This window comes from Bdellovibrio sp. MYbb2 (genome assembly GCF_056175685.1).
In genome coordinates, this window is record NZ_JBJKJI010000003.1 from 87,152 (window position 1) to 104,940 (window position 17,789).

A 17,789-nucleotide genomic window follows, 5' to 3' on the forward strand; every position below is an offset into this window, starting at 1 on the left:
TATGTTTTTAAAACTTCTTTCTTATCCTCGTTCTTTGCTGGGTGCGATTCTGCTGCCGATTCACACGGTGTTGTGTTCAGCGGCGATGGTCATCTGCAATATTCTGTTTAACAACCGCAAGCTGGAAGACCACATTGTCGAGTTCTGGACCCGCAACTGCTGCCGCATGTTCAATGTGAAAGTGGAAGTTAAAGGCCTGGAAAACCGTCCTGATGGCGGATTCCTGTACGTCTTTAATCACACCAGTTTCTTCGACATCTTTGCCATGAACGGCTGGTTGGGATCTTTCCGTTTCGGGGCTAAAATTGAACTTTTCAGCATTCCGGTGTTTGGCGCCGGCATGAGACGCGCGGGCATTTTGCCGATTGCAAGAAATCGCCGTGATGAAGTTTTCAAAGTCTATCAGGCCGCCGAAGCCCGCATTAAGGCCGGGGAGCGTTTTGCCCTGGCGCCGGAAGGCACCCGTCAGAAAACTGAAACTTTGGGATCATTCAAATCCGGTCCGTTCATCTTCGCTATCAGCGCCAAGGCACCCATCGTGCCGGTGATCGTGAAGGGGGCGGCAGCGATCATGTCCAAGGGGCAGCTTGTGCCTAACTGGGGCGTGTGGAGTCGCACAATAACGCTCGAGGTCCTTCCTCCGGTCAGCACCGAAGGATACACTATTGAAGATCGTCCTATTCTGCAGGAAAAGGTTCGCAAGATGATGGAGCCGTACTTCGCAGTGGATAACTTCTAACGTCCAATTTCCAATTTCCAAACGGGGGTTTGGTGAAAAGCTTTCAGGAGTTCTGGCCTTTTTATCTGCAAGAGCATTCCAACCCCTTCAATCGTCGTCTGCATTTTGTCGGGACGCTGCTGGTACATCTTCTGATTCTGGCAGCTGTTCTGACTAAGCAATGGAACCTGCTGTGGTGGCTTCCGGTGATTGGCTATGGCTTTGCCTGGGTTGGTCACTTTATCGTCGAGAAAAACCGTCCGGCGACGTTTAAACACCCTTTGTGGTCCCTGTGTGGGGATTTTAAAATGTTCTATCAGATGTGTTCAGGAAAGCTTTGGTCATGAGCAAGTTTCGTCTGGCGCTGGGATCAGCCTCTTGTCGTGATAACAAAAGCAAAGACCCTCAAGTGCAGGAAGTCTGCCGCATCCTTTTGGAAAAGCTGGAGGCCTTGAAATCGTCTGATCCGATTCTCCTAAAAAGCTTCCCATTGGATCACAGTGAAATCATGGAAATCAACGGACGTGAAGTACTGATGACCGTCTTTCATGATCGTCTGCCGCAGGAAGAATCCCTTCTGGTGATTCAGGCGTATTATTCAACGTGGAAGTTTCCAAATTTCATTTCTATGGGCGGGGTCGGAAAAGTCTTTGCCGAAGGCTTTTTGCTGGATAAAACCGGCGAAGTGAAAGAGGCCCCTGAATCCCTTTTGTGGGATTATCGCTAGGGGCTTGTCTTAGTTGCGGACCACATTCCAGGTCGTGCCTTCCAGTGAGCTTCGCAGTTTCACGCGCGAGCTTCCGGTGTCGACGGAAATCTGAATCTGGGAATTAGGCAGAGCTTCAATCTGCGTCAGACGCAGGATTTTTGGATTGCGGTGATAGGCGGATTCAATGGCTTGGGCCAGTTTGTCCCAGCGGATAAAGGGCTCAAAACTTTTTCCCTGGTTTGTGGACTTGAAAGATCCCACAAACCACACACCACTTGGATGAATGCTCACAGGATAATTCTGTTTTCCAAACTGGGGAATGGCGGTCCAAGTCAGGCCATCATCCGTGCGATAGATTCCTTCTGAAGACACCAGGCCGCGGACCGAGGTTTTGCTTTCAAAAGCGATGGAATAGATTTCGCGCTTAAGAAGCGTGTCGGTCAGAATTTGTTTTGATGGCTCCACAACGGGGTTTTGCGGCAGCAGCAAATCTGTTTTCTTCCACCAGACTTCACCATGACCGTCCACGCGGCTGACACCCCAGATAACGGCTTCAGGTTTTTGAATCTCCACACGGGCGCGCAAAGGCGGGCCGTAGCTTGTGGAATCAGGTCGGATCACAATCGCACGCAACGGGCTGGTCACGTAACCCAGCACCTCGGACATGTCGACGTTTTCGCCTTTTTTAGTCAGGATCTTGTTGTTGTTTCTAAACGCCACGGTCAGCCAGTTTTTCTTTGGGTGATAAGCCAAAGTGGCAAAGTCAGCGCGGTTCACAAAGTGCGTGATATCCACGAAGCCCACTTTGCCGTTGTATTGAATTTTTAAAAAGCTCGCGGTCACTTCCAGCGGGATCACGCGTTTCAGGCGTGGCAACGTGGTCAGAACTTTTCCGAAACTGGAAGGTTCGGTGCGCACATAAGTGTCGATCAGATTCATGTACACGCCGGGATCATCGTGACGGGTGGTCAGCAGATGCAAAGGCAGCCAGCCTTGCGTGTTTGAATTTTTCTCTTTCACGCGGGCCCAGTAATCATCGCATTCCAAAAGTTCCAGTTGATGACCGCCAGGAACGGATTTCACCAAAGAAGAATCACTGCGATTCAGGCTGAGCAACGTCACCGGGGTGCGGGTTTCCACGAAACGGGCCACCTGGATGTCGCGAATCAGACGATCCCCCGAAAGAGAATAGCTCTTACGGTCCCAAGAGACGGTGAAGGAAGCTTCCATTTCGGTGCGACGAAGAGAGTTTTCAAGGGATGTTCGACTCACCTGGCCAGAGGGAAAAGCGCTGGTTTTACTGCGATAGAACGACATGGCCTTAGAGGCATCCGTGGCTAAAGCCGCAAAAGTGCTGGGAGAGCTGAAAATGAACGACAACGAGAGAAAAAAGGCTGACCGCATATGCTTATTTTGAGGCTTTAGGCTCGGTGCTCTCAAGGCCAGAAGTTTTGACCTCTGGCCTAAAGTAAAGTATCTAATTCAGGCTGTTTTAAATACAAATTAACGCGGAGTGATAAATGAATATCAAAACGATCGGCGTCGTAGGCGCAGGACAGATGGGCAATGGTATCGCACAAGTGGCGGCAAACTTTGGTTTTAACGTCATCATGATGGACGTAAACGGGGCTGCTCTTGAAAAAGGGATCGCAACCATCTCTGGAAGCTGCGATCGTCTTATCAAAAAAGGCACTATGGCAGAGGCCGACAAGGCCACTTTGCTTGGTCGTATCAAGACCGTTCAGGAAACTGCAGGCTTGAAAGATTGCGATATCGTGATTGAAGCCGCGACTGAAAACATCGACCTGAAACTCAAGATCTTCAAGGATCTGGACGCGACCGTAAAACCGGAAGCATTGTTGGTGTCCAATACATCTTCCATCTCCATCACTAAAATTGCGGGTGTGACCAAGCGTCCAACAAAAGTCGCTGGTATGCATTTCATGAATCCTGTTCCGTTGATGAAATTGGTGGAAGGTATCCGTGGTCTTCAGACTTCGGATGAAACTTTCGCGACTGTTAAGGCTTTGGCAGAAAAAATGGACAAAGTGTTCGTTGAGTCCGTGAAAGACATGCCAGGCTTCATCGTGAACCGTGTTCTTATGCCGATGATCAACGAAGCGGTTTACACTCTTCACGAAGGCATTGCTTCCGTGGATGCTATCGACAACGCGATGAAATTGGGAACAAACCAGCCAATGGGTCCTTTGACTCTGGCGGATTTCATTGGTTTGGACACCTGCCTAGCGATCATGAACGTACTGCATGATGGTCTGGGTGATTCCAAGTATCGTCCGTGTCCGCTGCTGGTGAAATACGTTGAAGCAGGCTGGTTGGGTCGTAAAACAGGTCGTGGTTTCTACGACTACAGCGCGAAGTAATTGAGGTCTGATAATGGCAAGCAATTATAAAACAATTCTTCTTGAACAAAAAACACACGGGGTCTGGGTTCTGACGATCCATCGTCCGGAATCTTTGAACGCTCTGAATTCCACCGTTCTGAACGAAATGGGCGAAGCCCTTCGTCAGATCGGTGAAATGGACTATTCCGATGCGCGCGCTTTGATCATCACAGGTTCTGGTGAAAAAGCTTTCGTGGCGGGTGCTGACATCAAAGAAATCCATGACCTGGATGAAGAAAAGGCGCTGGTCTTTGCTCAGCGTGGTCAGAGCATCTTCCATGAGCTGACACTTTTGAAAATACCAGTGATCGCTGCGGTGAACGGTTTTGCTCTGGGGGGCGGCTGTGAACTGGCTTTGGGTTGTGATTTCATCTATGCCGCGGAAAATGCAAAATTCGGTCTGCCGGAAGTTTCTTTGGGATTGATCCCGGGCTTCGGTGGGACGGTTCGCATGGCGCGTGCAGTGGGTTCCCGTCGTGCGCGTGAGCTGACTTACACTGGTGGCATGCTGACTGCCGCGGAAGCTCATGCAGCAGGTCTGGTGAACAAAGTCGTGCCTCAGGCAGAACTGATGAACACTGTGATGAAAACTGTAGACGCTATTTTGGCCAAAGCTCCGATTGCCGTGGGTTCTGCGAAGTTCTCCATCAATCAGGCCTGGGACATGGATGTTGAAGAAGCTCAGAAAAACGAAGCAAGAATCTTTGCAGAGTTGTTCTCTTCTGAAGACGTTAAAGAAGGCACTGGTGCCTTCATCGAGAAACGCAAAGCTGAATTTAAAGGTCGATAAGACATATGGCATACACACCGAAGAATCCGATCCGAATTGTCACTGCAGCCGCTCTATTTGACGGGCATGACGCCAGCATCAATATCATGCGCCGTATCCTTCAGGATATGGGTGCTGAAGTCATTCACCTGGGGCACAACCGCTCGGTGAGTGACGTGGTGAAGGCCGTGTTGCAGGAAGGCGCCCAGGGCGTCTGCATCAGCTCCTATCAAGGGGGCCACATGGAGTACTTCAAGTACATGAAGGATCTTCTGGATGAAGCTGGTGCCGGTTACGTGAAAATCTACGGCGGCGGCGGCGGTGTGATTGTCTTTGACGAGAAAAAAGAACTTGAGGCCTATGGCATCGCCCAGATCTTCCACCCGGAAGACGGTCGTCGCATGGGTCTTGAGGGCATGATCGAAATGATCATCAAGGGTTGTGATTTCGACCTGCTGGAAAAGCAAAAAGAATTCAAAACCAAAAAGAACATCTTTAACGGCGACACCGTTCCTTCTGTGGAACTGGGTGTGGCTTTGACCGCCATTGAAAACGGTCACAAGGATTTCTCTTTGAACGCCTTTGGCCTTGAGTCCTTCAAGGCCGGTAAAGAACCTCTGGTTCTGGGTATCACCGGTACGGGTGGTGCGGGTAAGTCCTCTTTGATTGATGAAATGGTGCAAAGATACCTGAATGCGTATCCGGACAAGAAAATCGCCGTGGTGTGCGTGGATCCATCCAAGCGCAAAACCGGTGGCTCCCTGCTGGGTGACCGTATTCGTATGAACTCTTTGTCCCGCAACCGTGTGTACATGCGCTCTGTGGCGTCCCGTGGTTCAGGCCGCGAGATTGCTTCTTCTTTGCCGGATATTTTGAAATTCATCCGTCAGCTGGACTTTGATTTTGTTATCGCTGAAACCTCGGGTATCGGTCAGGGTAATATGGCAATCACTGAAGTCAGTGACATGTCCATGTACGTGATGACATCTGATTTCGGTGCGCAATCCCAGCTGGAAAAAATCGACATGATCGATTTCGCGGATCTGGTGGCGGTGAATAAAGCCGACCGTCGCGGGGCGCTGGATGCTCTTCGTGATGTGACCAAGCAATACAAACGCTCGCGCAAGATCTTTGATGAAAAGGTCGAGGTGCCGGTCTTCCTGACTCAGGCCTCCCAGTTCAATGATGGCGGAGTGAACAAGCTCTTCTTCCGTTTGGCTGACATTCTTGAAAGCAAGCAGGCGGGTCGCTGGGTTGTAAATGCCCAGTACAAGAACAACATCCTGTCCGCGGAAGAGCATGTGATCATTCCGGCAGATCGTCAGAACTATTTGGCGGAAATCACTTCGACAATTCATAAATACAAAAAACGCACAGAAACTCTGGCGGAAAAAGCATCCCAATTGGGTGGCTTGCAAAAAGTCGCGCCTTTGTTGAATGCAGATCCTGCGACTGTGAAAAAAGTGGAAGCAGACCTGAGCTCTGACTTCACTGCGGAAGAACTGGATCAACTGAAAAAATTCGATGGTCTGATCAAGACCTATTCCGGCGATGAGCTGGTGTTCAAAGTCCGTGACAAAGAACTGCGCCAGCCCATGGTGCGTGAATCCCTGTCCGGCACTAAAATTCGCCGTGTGGTGGTTCCTAAGTTCAAAGACTGGGGCGATCGCTTCCGTTATTTGAAACTTGAAAACGTGCCGGGTGAATTCCCGTTCACGGCCGGTGTGTTCCAGCTAAAACGCGCCGATGAAGATCCTAAACGCATGTTTGCGGGCGAAGGAACTCCAGAGCGTACGAACCGTCGTTTCCATTACCTGACAAAAGGCGAAACAGCACACCGCCTTTCCACGGCGTTTGATTCCGTGACCTTGTACGGTCAGGACCCGGATCAGCGTCCGGATATCTTCGGTAAAGTCGGGGAATCTGGCGTTAGCATCTGTACTTTGAATGACATGAAAAAGCTGTATGCGGGCTTTGATCTGATCAATCCAAATACATCTGTATCTATGACTATCAACGGTCCGGCGCCAATGATTCTGGCGTTCTATTTCAACACGGCGATTGATCAGCAGGTTGAGAAGAAAGAAAAAGAACTGGGTCGTAAGCTGACAGAAAGCGAGTGGACAGATCTGGCGATCTGGACCCTGCAGCAGGTTCGTGGAACAGTTCAAGCTGACATCCTGAAAGAAGACCAGGGTCAGAACACGTGCATCTTCTCTATTAATTTTGCGTTGAAGATGATGGGTGACATTCAAGAGTACTTTGTTCGCAGCAAAATCCGTAACTTCTATTCTGTCAGTATTTCCGGGTACCACATTGCGGAAGCGGGTGCGAACCCGATCTCTCAATTGGCCTTTACGCTGTCCAATGGTTTCACGTTTGTTGAATACTATCTGGCGCGCGGTTTGAAAGTGGACGACTTTGCTCCGAATCTGTCCTTCTTCTTCTCTAACGGTCTGGATCCGGAATATTCCGTGTTGGGCCGTGTAGCTCGTCGTATCTGGGCAGTGGCGATGCGTGACCTTTACAAAGGTAATGATCGCTCTCAGAAGTTGAAGTACCACATTCAGACTTCCGGTCGTTCTCTGCATGCGCAGGAAATTGACTTCAATGACATCCGTACGACTTTGCAGGCTTTGATTGCTCTTTATGACAACTGCAACAGCTTGCACACGAACGCGTACGACGAGGCAATCACCACGCCGACGGAAGAATCCGTTCGCCGTGCGATGGCGATTCAGCTGATCATCAACCGTGAATTCGGCATGACCATGAATGAAAACCCAATGCAGGGTTCTTTCTTCATCGACGAGCTGACCGATCTGGTTGAAGAGGCGGTCTTGAATGAGTTCAAAAAAATCAACGAGCGTGGCGGTGTCTTGGGTGCAATGGAAACGCAGTATCAGCGTTCCAAAATCCAGGAAGAGTCTCTGTATTATGAGCGTCTGAAACATGACGGCACTTTGCCAATCATTGGTGTGAACACCTTCATCGATCCAAAAACGATGGCTGCAGACTATGTTCCACCAAAGATTGAACTGGCGCGTGCCTCCTACGAAGAGAAAAATGCCCAGTTGGACAACGTTCATAAATACCAGGGCGATCACGCCACAGAAGGTGCGAAGTCATTGCAGGCCTTGAAGGACACCGTCCTGAACGGCGGCAATATCTTCGGCGCCTTGATGACCGCTGCAAGATACTGCAGTCTGTACCAAATGACCCAAGCCCTCTACGAAGTCGGCGGCCAATACCGCAGAAATCTGTAGCGGCGGCTGAAAAAGGCCCATCTGACTTCGTTGTCGGAGGGCCTTATCGCTTCGACGTGCTTGGAGCACGCCTGCGCTGCGAGGGCACTCCTCCGCCTCGCATCTGGACCTTTTTGAGCCACCTTGAACGGGTGGTTTTTTTATTTTGTGGTGGGTAGGGTGATCTTGAGGGTGGCGCCTTTGATTTCGCCGCCGCTGGTGCGGTTTTCGATGGAGAGGATGCCGTTGTGAAGGTCGGTGATGGCTTTCATGATGACGGATCCCAGGCCCAGAGAGAAATGGCCGTTCTTGGTGATTTTTCTGCCGCGGAATTCGCGGCGCTGACCGAAGCTTTTCAGTGCTTCCGCATCCAGTCCTTGGCCATTGTCAGAAATCTCGATAGTCAGGGAATCAGAACCTTCGTGGACGCGCACGTCCACCGTGGAATCCGCATAGCGTTCCGCGTTTTCAAGTCCATTGCGAATCAGGCGTTGAATCAGATGGCTGTCGCCTAAAACTGCAGGCACGGTGCCGCCGTCAAGGCTCCATTTGATTTTCGTGTCGCTGTGCTGGCGATGACGGACTTCCTGGGTCAGCAGGTTCATCACGTCAATGCGTTCGGTGCTGGCCTTGAAGTGCGGTTCATCCAAAGACGCAATAGTCATCAGTTGCTCAATCAGATCCTTGAAATAATCAATTTCGCGAATCAGGACATCAAACAGTTCGCCGCGTTTTTCGGCTGACAGTTTGTCGTGATGGATCTGCAGGGTCTCAAAAGAGGTCTTAAGACTTGTAAGCGGTGTGCGCAGGTCATGACCCATTTCCTGCAGCAACTGCTTGCGGGTTCTTTCGGTGGCGTGAATGCGGCCGACCAGTTTTTCAATTTCTTCAGCCATGCGGTTGAAGTCCAGCATCAAGCCGCCGAATTCATCCAGACGATGAATTTCAAAGCGCGCTTTAAGATCGCCTTCCTCCAGTCGGTGCAAGACCGAACGGGCTTCCAGGGATTTTTTGCGCATATAGAAAAAGATCGCGGCAATGGCCAGAATCAAAGCAATCACAATCATGGCGGCGGTGAGCACGGCCTGGGTGATGATCAGATTTCCCAGCATCGGACGGACAGGTTCTTTGATCACCAGATAAAGTTCGGCCTCGGTGTCCAGTCGAATTACGATGGTGGGATTGCCCAGACGGAAAAAGTTTTCTGTCGTCAGGATTTCCTTGCTGGTTTTCGGGTGCGGCAGTTCGTCCCAGTTTTGCGCCAGAGTCGGTGATTTCTTATAGATCAATACCTGACCCTGGGAACTCACAACCCAGGCATCCATATCCATGTGCGGAGGACGGTGGCCACCAGGCCCCGGGCCCGGTCCGGGACCTTTGAAAGGGGGACGGGGGCGATGGTCATCTCCTCGCGGAGGAGGTGGCGGCATCATTCCTCCCATGGGTGGTGGAGGCGGACCCATCATCGGCGGACGGAAATCGCGATCCATACGCAGCAGATCTTTGTGTTGAGAAATCTGATCTGCCGGAACCTTGTGAAGTTTTTGTTCGATGGAAGAAGCGTAAAAGCGCAGGAAGTCATCCCGGAATCTGGCGCCTTGAATGGACATGATTCGGTTCATGAACAAAAGTGAAATCAGACTTAAAACCACTGCGATGGTGATGCTGAAAATCGAAACTTTGATGAGAGCATTTTTGTTCATGGCTGAGACACCTTCATGAAGAGTATCGGATAAAAAGTCATTCCACTCATCATAAATTTAAAGCCACAATTGTTGAGTGTTTGTGGAATGCCCCGAACTTCCCCTGAAGAGAGGCCTTAACCAGAGTCTTTGTCTTGTTTTGAGATGAAAAGGTCCAGTGTTAAAAAAAACGGCCCCGTTCCCATAGGTGGAGGAACGGGGCCGTAACCTTCAGGACCGTTAGAAGGTTTTATTCACGATAAATTGAACTTTTTGAGAACCCAGGTACTGAGCGCTGTCACGACGAACCACAAGGTCCATGTAAAGCTTCGTGCCTGCTGCCGGATTCACCGGGATGGCTTTCAGGGCAATGCCCAGTTCGCCGTTAGCCAAAGTGATGGCTTCACGGGTGAAGTTCTTTTCAGCCAGCCATTCGATTTTGCCGTTGGAAAGTTTTTTCCACACAACCAGTTTGTACTGGGACTGAACTTCTTCCAAAGCCGCCGTCTGATCGCGGATGATCACCACGCGCTCAGCGCCAGCACCATCAATGCGAACCAGTTGAACCATGGCAGAGTTTTTCAAAGTCTGAACCTCGTCCTGATCCAGCTCTTTTTTCTCGTAGCTGGAAGTTTGGTCAAAGCTCAATGCACCTGAAACCACATTGGCGCCGTGGCGTTCAACATGCAATTGCACGGTGTATTTTCCCTCGCGAGCCAGACCCGGAGTGGCGATTGCAAATGCTTTCGCTTCTGTGGACTGCAGACGGTGTTCGAACAAAACGGCCTGGCTTTGCTGATCGCGAACTTCCAAAGTATACACGGAAGTCACGCGAGGAGCGGCCACGGTTTCAGTGAACAGAATCTGTCCCTGACCTTTGGTGAATTGCAATTTCAAACCTTGCACAGTGCTTGTGCCGGCATTGGTTTCATTCCACTTTGGGGACGTTTTCAGAACGAAGACTTTTTCGCGACCATCCTGACGAACTTCAGCAATTTCATAAGCAAAGATGCCAGAGTTCACTTTAATCTGAACTTCCGGAGCCGCCTCAGTGCCGCGCAGAACAACCTGAACGGTTTCTTTTTCTCCAGCCAATAGTGCCGCTTCCTGAGGGAAGATCACAGCCACAGGTTGAGTGTACTGATGATCAAACACATCACGGTAACGAGTCACGCAGCAACGAACTTCGTCACGGTATTTAGTGACAGTGCGGGTGCGGGCTTCAGAACGGTACTTGGTCACAGTGCGAGTGCGCTGTTCTTGACGGTAGTGAGTTTCGTCGCGCCATTTGGTCACAGCACGGGTTTTACGAACGCGCTCGTATCCGCATTCGCGGTCTGTGTACGGAACTTGACGGCAGGAAGGAACATCACGACAAACGCGTGGGCCTTCAGTGCATTCGTTGCGGGTTTTACAGATGCGCTCACCGTGGGCGTTGGTGCCACACTCAGTGATCGGTTGGCAGGTGCGGCCACCTGGTTCACAAAGTCTTTGATTGGAGCATTCCTGGCGGTATTTTGTGACGTTTTTGCACTGGTATTCAGAGTCCCAGTATTCCTCATAGTCCGTGTAGGAAACACGTTCCGTGTAAGGAACTTGTTCGTAGTACGTTTCAGTCGTTTGATAAGGAACGTCTACATAATAGGTTTCTTCAGCCTGATACGGAACTTGCTCAGTATAGTTGTCCTGATAAGGCTCCTGGCGATAAACGTTTTTAGAAAGTTCACCGCGAACAGTCAGGGCGGTGTCAGATGTGCGGGTTAGTAGATCTTGAGTCTTTTCTTGCGGAGCCGCAAACGCGGAAACTCCGATCATCAGAGTCACAATGACTCCAATTAGTGGTTTAAATTGCATTTTCCCTCCTCCAATTTGGACAATCGAAGGAGTTTGCAATCATCAAGCCAACCCAAAATGCCCAAAAGGTACCTGCTTACTTTTGCTGAAGCAGCGCATAAGAAAAAGTCACCAGGCACCTTTTGGAAATAGCTTTTATAGTTGTGCGATGATTTTTTCGGCGATGCGGATGCCGTCGCAGGCTGCCGAGGTGATTCCTCCGGCGTAACCAGCGCCTTCACCTGCAGGGTAAAGACCCTTGTGTGATACGCTCTCCAAAGTTTCATCGTCGCGGGTCACACGAACCGGGCAACTGGTGCGGGATTCGATGCCGTACACTTGAGCCTCTTCAGTTAAGAAGCCTTTCATGCTGCCTTGGAATTTTTCAAAGCCTTCACGCAGACGAGTCACCATGTTCTTTGGCAGCAGCTCATCCAGGCGAATGTTCAATGCTCCCGAGGGGGAAGAACCCGGGCGCAAAGCGCGGGGACCTGTCTTGGAATTGGTCCCTTGCAGGAAGTCCAACAGGTTCTGAGCAGGAAGCTCACGTGTTCCACCAGCGGCAACAACGGAGTTAAAGGCTCGGGTTTCAAGTTCACGGCGCATCTTCATGCCCCCGAACACGTCATCTCCAAAGTTCTTATCGTGATCAATACTGATAACAATCGCGGCATTTGCGTAAGGCGAGTTGCGATTGTAGTTACTCATCCCGTTGCAGACGATGCCATCGGCTTCAGTGCCGGAAGAAAGTACGTAACCACCCGGGCACATACAGAAGGAATAAACTCCGATGCCGGTTTTGTTGTCGTGATGAGCCAGTTTATAGTTGGCGGCACCCAGTTTAGGATGTTCCGAGAACTGGCGGTATTGAATCTTATTGATGGAGGCTTGGGAGTGCTCCACACGAAGCCCCATGGCGAAGGACTTGCCATCCAGTTTCACGCCAAGGTCACGCAGGTGATTGATCATGTCTTCGGCCGAATGGCCCGTTGCCATCACCACATGCGGGGATCTGAATTCAGTGCCGTGTTCGGTGCGCACACCAACAACTTGGGAGCCTTCGGTCAGGACCTCAGTCACTTGAGTGTTAAAATGAATTTCGCAACCATTGGCGCGCAGGAATTCACGCAGTTTTGGAATGACTCGGCGGATACGATCTGAACCCACGTGCGGATTCGACAGCCACTGGATTTCTTCCGGAGCGCCGAATTGCACAAGGCGGTTCATCACATAAGGAATGTGCGGGGACTTGATACGGGTGATCAGCTTGCCGTCAGAATAAAGACCCGCACCGCCTTCACCGAAGCAGACGTTATTGCGCGGATCAAGCTTTCCATAACGCCAGTATTGATTGATCCCTTTGATGCGCTCGCCGCTGTCAGAGCCACGCTCAAACAGCACACAAGGAACGCCTCTTTCTACAAATCGCAGCGCCGCAAATAGACCTGCGGGACCTGTGCCGACGATCAGGGGCTTTTCTTTGGGATTTTTGATTTTCTCCAGCTTGAATTCTGGCAGCTCCAAAGTTTCGCCTTTTTCGGCGACCTCAACGGTATAAACGAAATGCGGGGAGTGGGAACGGCGGGCATCCACGGATTGGCGCAGAATGCGATAAGGACCATGTTCAGGGACAAGCCACTGCAATTTTTCTTCAAGGTCGTTATCAATAGGGATTTCAAGATTCTGAATAATCTTGGACATTCTGCCTCCGGGACCTTTTTAGGGTCCAAATTAGGGTCTGATTTCAATACACTGTACTAGAAAGTCCTTTAGGTGACAAAGGGGTCTATTGCAGATATAAAGATTTCTATGTCAGCAATTACCAGAATTCTACCAAAACGTCGTCTTAGCCGCTGGGTCGGTCACTTTATGCACTGGAAGGGGCCTTCTTTGTGGGCACGCCTGTCTATCCGGGGCTTTGCGTGGCTTTATAACATCGATCTGGCCGAGGCTGAAAAATCCTATGACCAGTATCCTTCCATTGGCGAGTTCTTCGTTCGCCGCCTGAAAGCAGGCATTCGTCCGGTGGGCACGGGCTGGGCGGTTCATCCGGCAGACAGTAAAATCACTCAGGCTGCGGCTATTGATAATGGCACCCTGATTCAAGCCAAGGGTCTGACTTACAAGCTGAAGGACTTCACGCAAGATCCGGACTGCGATAAGAAATGGGCTGGCGGCTTCTTTATGACCTACTATCTTTGCCCGACAGACTATCACCGCGTGCATTCCCCGGTGGACGGCAACATCACGGATGTGCGCTATATGCCAGGCGAACTGTGGCCGGTAAATGAGTGGAGCACCACGAACGTTCCGGATTTGTTTTCGGTGAACGAGCGTGTTCTGGTGGAGATTGAAACAGATCTGGGCCCGGTGGGTGTGGTCTTTGTGGGTGCTACCAACGTCGGTCACATTGTGCTGAGCTTTGATGAAAGAATCCGCGGCAATCAAAAAGGCCCTCATATCTTTGAGCATAAACACTACAGCCCTGAGATCCCGGTTCACAAAGGATCCGAGCTGGGCATGTTCCGCATGGGTTCCACCGTGGTGATGTTGTATCCTCCAAGCTTCCGTCAGAAGTTTGAAGGTCACATGAACCTGGGGCCTTCTGTGCGTGTGAATGCGGATCTGATCAAAAATCCATAAAACTCTCAAAATTATCAAGGATGGTAATGATGAAAAAGTTAAACGTTTTGATTTCTTTGGCAGCCCTGGCGGTTTCAGCGGGCTGCTCGCACACTCCGAAAAAAGCGGAAGTGGTTGAAGTGACTCCAACGCTTGTTCTGATTCATGGCTCGCACTTTGATGGCAGCAGCTGGGATCAGGTTAAGGCTCAGTTGGGGGATAAGTACAAAGTTCTGACCCCGGATCTGCTGGGTCGCGACCCAAAACAATCAGCGACACTGATGGAAATGGCTCAGGATGTTTGTCCAAAGATCCCGGAAAAATCCGTGGTTGTCGGGCACAGCTTCGGTGGGGCCGTGATCAACCAGATGGTGGGTGTGTGTCCCGAGAAAATCATGCGCATTATCTATTTGGCGGCTTTGGTTCCATTGAAAGGCGAAAAACCGTTTGATTCTTTGGAAAAGTCTGACGGAAAAGTCTATGCGAAGGCTGTGACCTTCGGTAAAGAGCGCATCACTCCTAAAAAGCCAAAGCAGTTCTTTAAAAACATGGATTCCACTCTGGATCAAAAGAATCTGCCTCAAGTGAAGCTGTATTCTGAGTCCTTCGCGGCGGGCGCAAATCCGGTGACATATGACGAAGTGATTTTTGCAAAGATTCCTAAATTCTATATCTTTACGACTCAGGATAAAATCGTCAGCCTGGCTTCTCAGAAAAAATACGTAAAACGCACTGACATGGCAAAGACCGGCGAAATCGCCAGCGGCCATCTGCCGGCCCTTTCCAAGCCGGCTGAAGTGGCGCAGGCCATCTTGCAGTCCTTCCAGTAATCACGGGCATTTTTGAAAATTGCGACAAGTTTTAGAGGAGGTGTTTTGCACCTCCTCTTTTGTTAGAAGCCTTCGACGATTGTCGAAATGATATTGCACGGTGTTTTCAAACACCTCGCGTGACCAGGGCAAAAGGGGTTTGGTCGGGGAGGCGTGACCCCGAACATCCCATTCACGATAAGCGCCACCCACCCAGTGAAACATTTTTTCCGGATCCCAGAACCTCAGAACAATATGTTCTTCCTGAGGTGAAGCCCAGGGGCGGTCTTTTCCGCGCAAGTATCCCAGAAAGCTGATGCGGGCCCGGTCGTATTTTACGCTTAATAGTTCTAAAGGCATGTGCAGGGTTCGCTGCCAGGCTTTGCGCAGGTCTGCTGATTCCAGCCCCAGAATGCGCAGGAAGCTCACGGCAAAGGCCGAACATCCGGCGCCTTGTCCCAGCAAAGGATCGGACCTTAATCCGCCGTAAATGTTAATTAAACCCGTAGATTGATAAAGATCCACATAACGGCGCAGGCGTGCGCATTGGTCTGAATTCAGAAGCAATCGAAGCTGTCGGACATAACCTTTTTCCGTCAACGGCTTTAGCCAAGTCAGGATCTCTTGTTCTGAATAGCTGCGCCCGGTTTGATTAATCAGCATCGTGTCCAGCGAAACGCCTTTCACCATAAAGTCCCACAGATAAGCGCCATTGGATTTAATTGAAGTCATGCCTCGATAGACAGGCTTGTCCCGGCCACATTGCAGACGGATGTTCACATGAGAAATCGGGTGAGGATAGTCTTTGCCGCTGACTTTGGCGCTGAGATTCCTGGTCATACTGCGCACCAGGCGTCCTGGGCTTTGCCAGTTTAAAGGTTCCGGCGCGCGGTAAATTAGCAGATCCAGATGATCTGCGAAGCTTGGAAATGGAAAAAGGAATAAAATCAAAATCAGAAATCCCGGCATAGGCCCCAGTATTTCATGGGGCGATTTCGCCGGGACAGAGGGGTGCTTAAATTACAGGGTAAGAGCACTCGGTGGCTGGAGTTTCCGCCACTGTGACTTTCACCAGCGTCGGCAGAACCGGGCGGGCCTTGTCATACAGCCATTTTGCCAAAAGTTCGGAAGTCGGGTTTTCAAGGCCCGGAACTTCGTTCAAAACGCGATGATCAATCTGGTCCAAGAAAGGCTTCATCAGGGCCTGGATGTCGTTGTAATCGATCACCCAGCCAATTTTGGGATCGAGGTCGCCCACCAGAGTCAGAATCAACTTAAAGCTGTGCCCATGCATACGAGAGCACGGATGGCTTGCCGGAAGGTGAGGCAGGAATCGCGCCGATTCAATTTGAAAATGCTGTTTCAGTTCGAATTTCATGCTAATACTATAGTCATTCCGAGGTGAGTATGTCCACGACCACATTGCATTTGGCAAAACAAAATTTCAAGTTCTCTGCCGCGCACTTTCTGATCTTTGATGAAACACACGCAGAGCGCCTGCATGGTCATAACTACCAGGTCAAAGTCGACATCAAAACGCCTTCCGAAGAAGAACTGCATTCTGACGGTTACTTCATTGATTTCAATGTGTTTAAAAAATACATCAAAGCCCGCCTGGATCAGTGGGACGAAATGGTGCTGTTGCCAGAAAATCAAAAAGACATGAAGTTCAAAAAAAACGGCAATTCGCTGGAAGTGACTTTCCGTGATCGTTTTTATGTGTTCCCGGTCAAAGAGGTGTCTTTACTGCCGGTGACCAACACCAGCGTGGAGCAACTGTCCCGCCTGCTGGCTGAAGAATTCCATGCGGAGTTCAAACAGTATGGTGTGAAAAGTGTGCGCGTCTATGTCGCAGAAACCGCAGGGCAGGGTGCCTCTACGGTGGTGCCGTCCAGGGCTTAAGTTTGCCGCTGGAAACTTCGCTGGCGGTCAGTTCGCGCACCACACGGTAGCGCCAGAAACAAATACGTCCGCCTTCATTCAGCTTCTGTTCCAGACGTTCTTCGGTCAATTCAGGACTGCCATCACAATCGATATGTGCAAAGTCTGCAAAGGCATCCACGCGGTTCACCGACCATGAATAAGGGGCCTTGTCGCGGGAAAGAAACGCTCGGTTGAATCCGCCATTTCCCAGTTCAATTCCCGCCACCACAATTTTTTCCAAATTCGGATTGCGAATCTGTTCGCGAGCCGTGGCGATGGTTTCAGGTTTGTCCAAAGCAATCACAAACGCTTCATCCGCTTGGGGGTCTTTGGTTGAAACCAGGAAGTAAGTTTTTGCGGTATCCACCGGCAACATCACAGGTTTCAGCGCCACCGAAGGGCTTACTTGTTCACCCGAGCCATTGTCGTAACTAAGCACTGAGTGCAGACGTTCTGCGCCCCGAACTTCAATACGGGCTACGGATTGGTCCAAGCTCCATTTGAATGCTGATGTATCATAATACTTTTCAAGCTTGAGTTCTTTTTCGCCAATCACGGCGCCCAGGCGGTTGAAGGCTTTCAGGCGAACAGTGTTGGGTTTCAAGTAAAGGTTCAACAAATGAAGTTTCACACTTTGTACCGAAGAGGGCAGCCAGTGCGTGATTTCTGGGGATGTCGTATCAGTTAAAGGAGTACTGAAAGAATCCGCGCAAGAGCTGGTGACGTGAACGACATTTTTGTCCCAGGCTTTGACGGAAAAGGCCTGAGCTTCCGGCAGGAAGCTGGTGCCGCGAATTTTGATCTGGGTTTTGGCTTCCAGGTCGTGGTGTCGTTCGTCGATTTCGGCGCCGTAGCGCACTTGGGTCCACACACGCTGAGGTTCGTTGGTGTTGTTAGTGACAAACAAGGTCAGGTGCTCCGGTGCGCACAGCGACGGGCTGTAAAACACCTGCGAGGCTTCCGCTGTGAAGGAAGTCATAAGGATCAAGCTGCCAATACCGATTGAAGTCTTAATACCAAAATCCATATAGACTTCGGATCGGTAGGCTGGTTTTGAACTTAACCAAAGGTCCTAAA

At 50.5% G+C, this 17,789-nt stretch carries 16 protein-coding genes; 9 read left to right on the forward strand and 7 right to left on the reverse strand.

Annotation, left to right across the window (positions count from 1 at the left end):
* Position 1: 1 nt before the first annotated feature.
* The 3 genes from AC04MQ_RS14315 to AC04MQ_RS14325 are packed head-to-tail and all read left to right on the forward strand — an operon-like array spanning position 2 to position 1,445.
* Positions 2 to 739 (forward strand): lysophospholipid acyltransferase family protein, encoded by a 738-nt coding sequence (locus tag AC04MQ_RS14315; RefSeq protein WP_015090955.1) that lies wholly within the window; start codon positions 2 to 4, stop codon positions 737 to 739.
* A 32-nt stretch (positions 740 to 771) separates the two neighbouring features.
* Positions 772 to 1,065 carry an Mpo1-like protein gene (locus tag AC04MQ_RS14320; protein ID WP_015090956.1) on the forward strand — a complete coding sequence of 98 codons (294 nt, stop codon included), beginning with the start codon at positions 772 to 774 and terminating at the stop codon, positions 1,063 to 1,065.
* Positions 1,062 to 1,445 carry a hypothetical protein gene (locus AC04MQ_RS14325; protein ID WP_475392409.1) on the forward strand — a complete coding sequence of 128 codons (384 nt, stop codon included), beginning with the start codon at positions 1,062 to 1,064 and terminating at the stop codon, positions 1,443 to 1,445. Before AC04MQ_RS14320 ends, AC04MQ_RS14325 begins: the two co-directional genes overlap by 4 nt.
* A 9-nt stretch (positions 1,446 to 1,454) precedes the next feature.
* Here the strand turns inward: AC04MQ_RS14325 and AC04MQ_RS14330 are convergent, their stop codons facing one another.
* On the reverse strand, positions 1,455 to 2,831 hold the full coding sequence (locus AC04MQ_RS14330) for an SH3 domain-containing protein (RefSeq protein ID WP_235046327.1): 1,377 nt from the start codon (positions 2,829 to 2,831) through the stop codon (positions 1,455 to 1,457).
* Between the two features lie 116 nt (positions 2,832 to 2,947).
* Between AC04MQ_RS14330 and AC04MQ_RS14335 the strand changes: the two genes are divergently transcribed.
* From AC04MQ_RS14335 to icmF, 3 genes are read left to right on the forward strand one after another with little or no spacing between them, the layout of a single operon-like run.
* Positions 2,948 to 3,808, forward strand: coding sequence for a 3-hydroxybutyryl-CoA dehydrogenase (locus AC04MQ_RS14335; RefSeq protein WP_041577516.1), 861 nt, complete (start codon positions 2,948 to 2,950; stop codon positions 3,806 to 3,808).
* A 13-nt stretch (positions 3,809 to 3,821) separates the two neighbouring features.
* Positions 3,822 to 4,619, forward strand: coding sequence for an enoyl-CoA hydratase/isomerase family protein (locus tag AC04MQ_RS14340; protein WP_015090960.1), 798 nt, complete (start codon positions 3,822 to 3,824; stop codon positions 4,617 to 4,619).
* 5 nt (positions 4,620 to 4,624) lie between these two features.
* Positions 4,625 to 7,864, forward strand: a complete 3,240-nt coding sequence (icmF, locus tag AC04MQ_RS14345; RefSeq protein ID WP_475392410.1) for a fused isobutyryl-CoA mutase/GTPase IcmF — start codon at positions 4,625 to 4,627, stop codon at positions 7,862 to 7,864.
* Between the two features lie 140 nt (positions 7,865 to 8,004).
* Here icmF and AC04MQ_RS14350 read toward each other — a convergent pair whose 3' ends face one another.
* The 3 genes from AC04MQ_RS14350 to AC04MQ_RS14360 form a co-directional block, all read right to left on the reverse strand.
* The gene (locus tag AC04MQ_RS14350; protein ID WP_475392411.1) at positions 8,005 to 9,546 is read right to left on the reverse strand and encodes a sensor histidine kinase; all 1,542 of its coding nucleotides are present in this window, start codon (positions 9,544 to 9,546) and stop codon (positions 8,005 to 8,007) included.
* A gap of 219 nt (positions 9,547 to 9,765) precedes the next feature.
* On the reverse strand, positions 9,766 to 11,379 hold the full coding sequence (locus tag AC04MQ_RS14355; RefSeq protein WP_475392412.1) for a hypothetical protein: 1,614 nt from the start codon (positions 11,377 to 11,379) through the stop codon (positions 9,766 to 9,768).
* 135 nt (positions 11,380 to 11,514) lie between these two features.
* Entirely contained in the window at positions 11,515 to 13,059 is a 1,545-nt protein-coding gene (locus AC04MQ_RS14360; protein WP_015090964.1) for an NAD(P)/FAD-dependent oxidoreductase, read from the reverse strand.
* A gap of 108 nt (positions 13,060 to 13,167) precedes the next feature.
* On the opposite strand from AC04MQ_RS14360, the gene asd reads away from it, so the two are divergent.
* The gene (gene asd / locus AC04MQ_RS14365; protein WP_041577522.1) at positions 13,168 to 14,001 is read left to right on the forward strand and encodes an archaetidylserine decarboxylase; all 834 of its coding nucleotides are present in this window, start codon (positions 13,168 to 13,170) and stop codon (positions 13,999 to 14,001) included.
* 26 nt (positions 14,002 to 14,027) lie between these two features.
* Entirely contained in the window at positions 14,028 to 14,810 is a 783-nt protein-coding gene (locus tag AC04MQ_RS14370) for an alpha/beta fold hydrolase (protein ID WP_475392413.1), read from the forward strand.
* Here the strand turns inward: AC04MQ_RS14370 and AC04MQ_RS14375 are convergent, their stop codons facing one another.
* Together AC04MQ_RS14375 and queD are read right to left on the reverse strand one after the other, a co-directional pair.
* Entirely contained in the window at positions 14,811 to 15,629 is an 819-nt protein-coding gene (locus tag AC04MQ_RS14375) for a hypothetical protein (RefSeq protein ID WP_475392414.1), read from the reverse strand. It lies immediately after the preceding gene.
* Positions 15,630 to 15,804: 175 nt separating this feature from the next.
* Positions 15,805 to 16,167, reverse strand: coding sequence for a 6-carboxytetrahydropterin synthase QueD (gene queD / locus AC04MQ_RS14380; RefSeq protein WP_088565348.1), 363 nt, complete (start codon positions 16,165 to 16,167; stop codon positions 15,805 to 15,807).
* Positions 16,168 to 16,196: 29 nt separating this feature from the next.
* Here queD and AC04MQ_RS14385 point away from each other — a divergent pair, with 29 nt between their 5' ends.
* On the forward strand, positions 16,197 to 16,691 hold the full coding sequence (locus AC04MQ_RS14385; RefSeq protein WP_015090969.1) for a 6-pyruvoyl trahydropterin synthase family protein: 495 nt from the start codon (positions 16,197 to 16,199) through the stop codon (positions 16,689 to 16,691).
* Here AC04MQ_RS14385 and AC04MQ_RS14390 read toward each other — a convergent pair.
* Positions 16,666 to 17,739 (reverse strand): BP74-related protein, encoded by a 1,074-nt coding sequence (locus AC04MQ_RS14390; protein WP_475392415.1) that lies wholly within the window; start codon positions 17,737 to 17,739, stop codon positions 16,666 to 16,668. The genes AC04MQ_RS14385 and AC04MQ_RS14390 overlap by 26 nt on opposite strands.
* Positions 17,740 to 17,789: the final 50 nt, after the last annotated feature.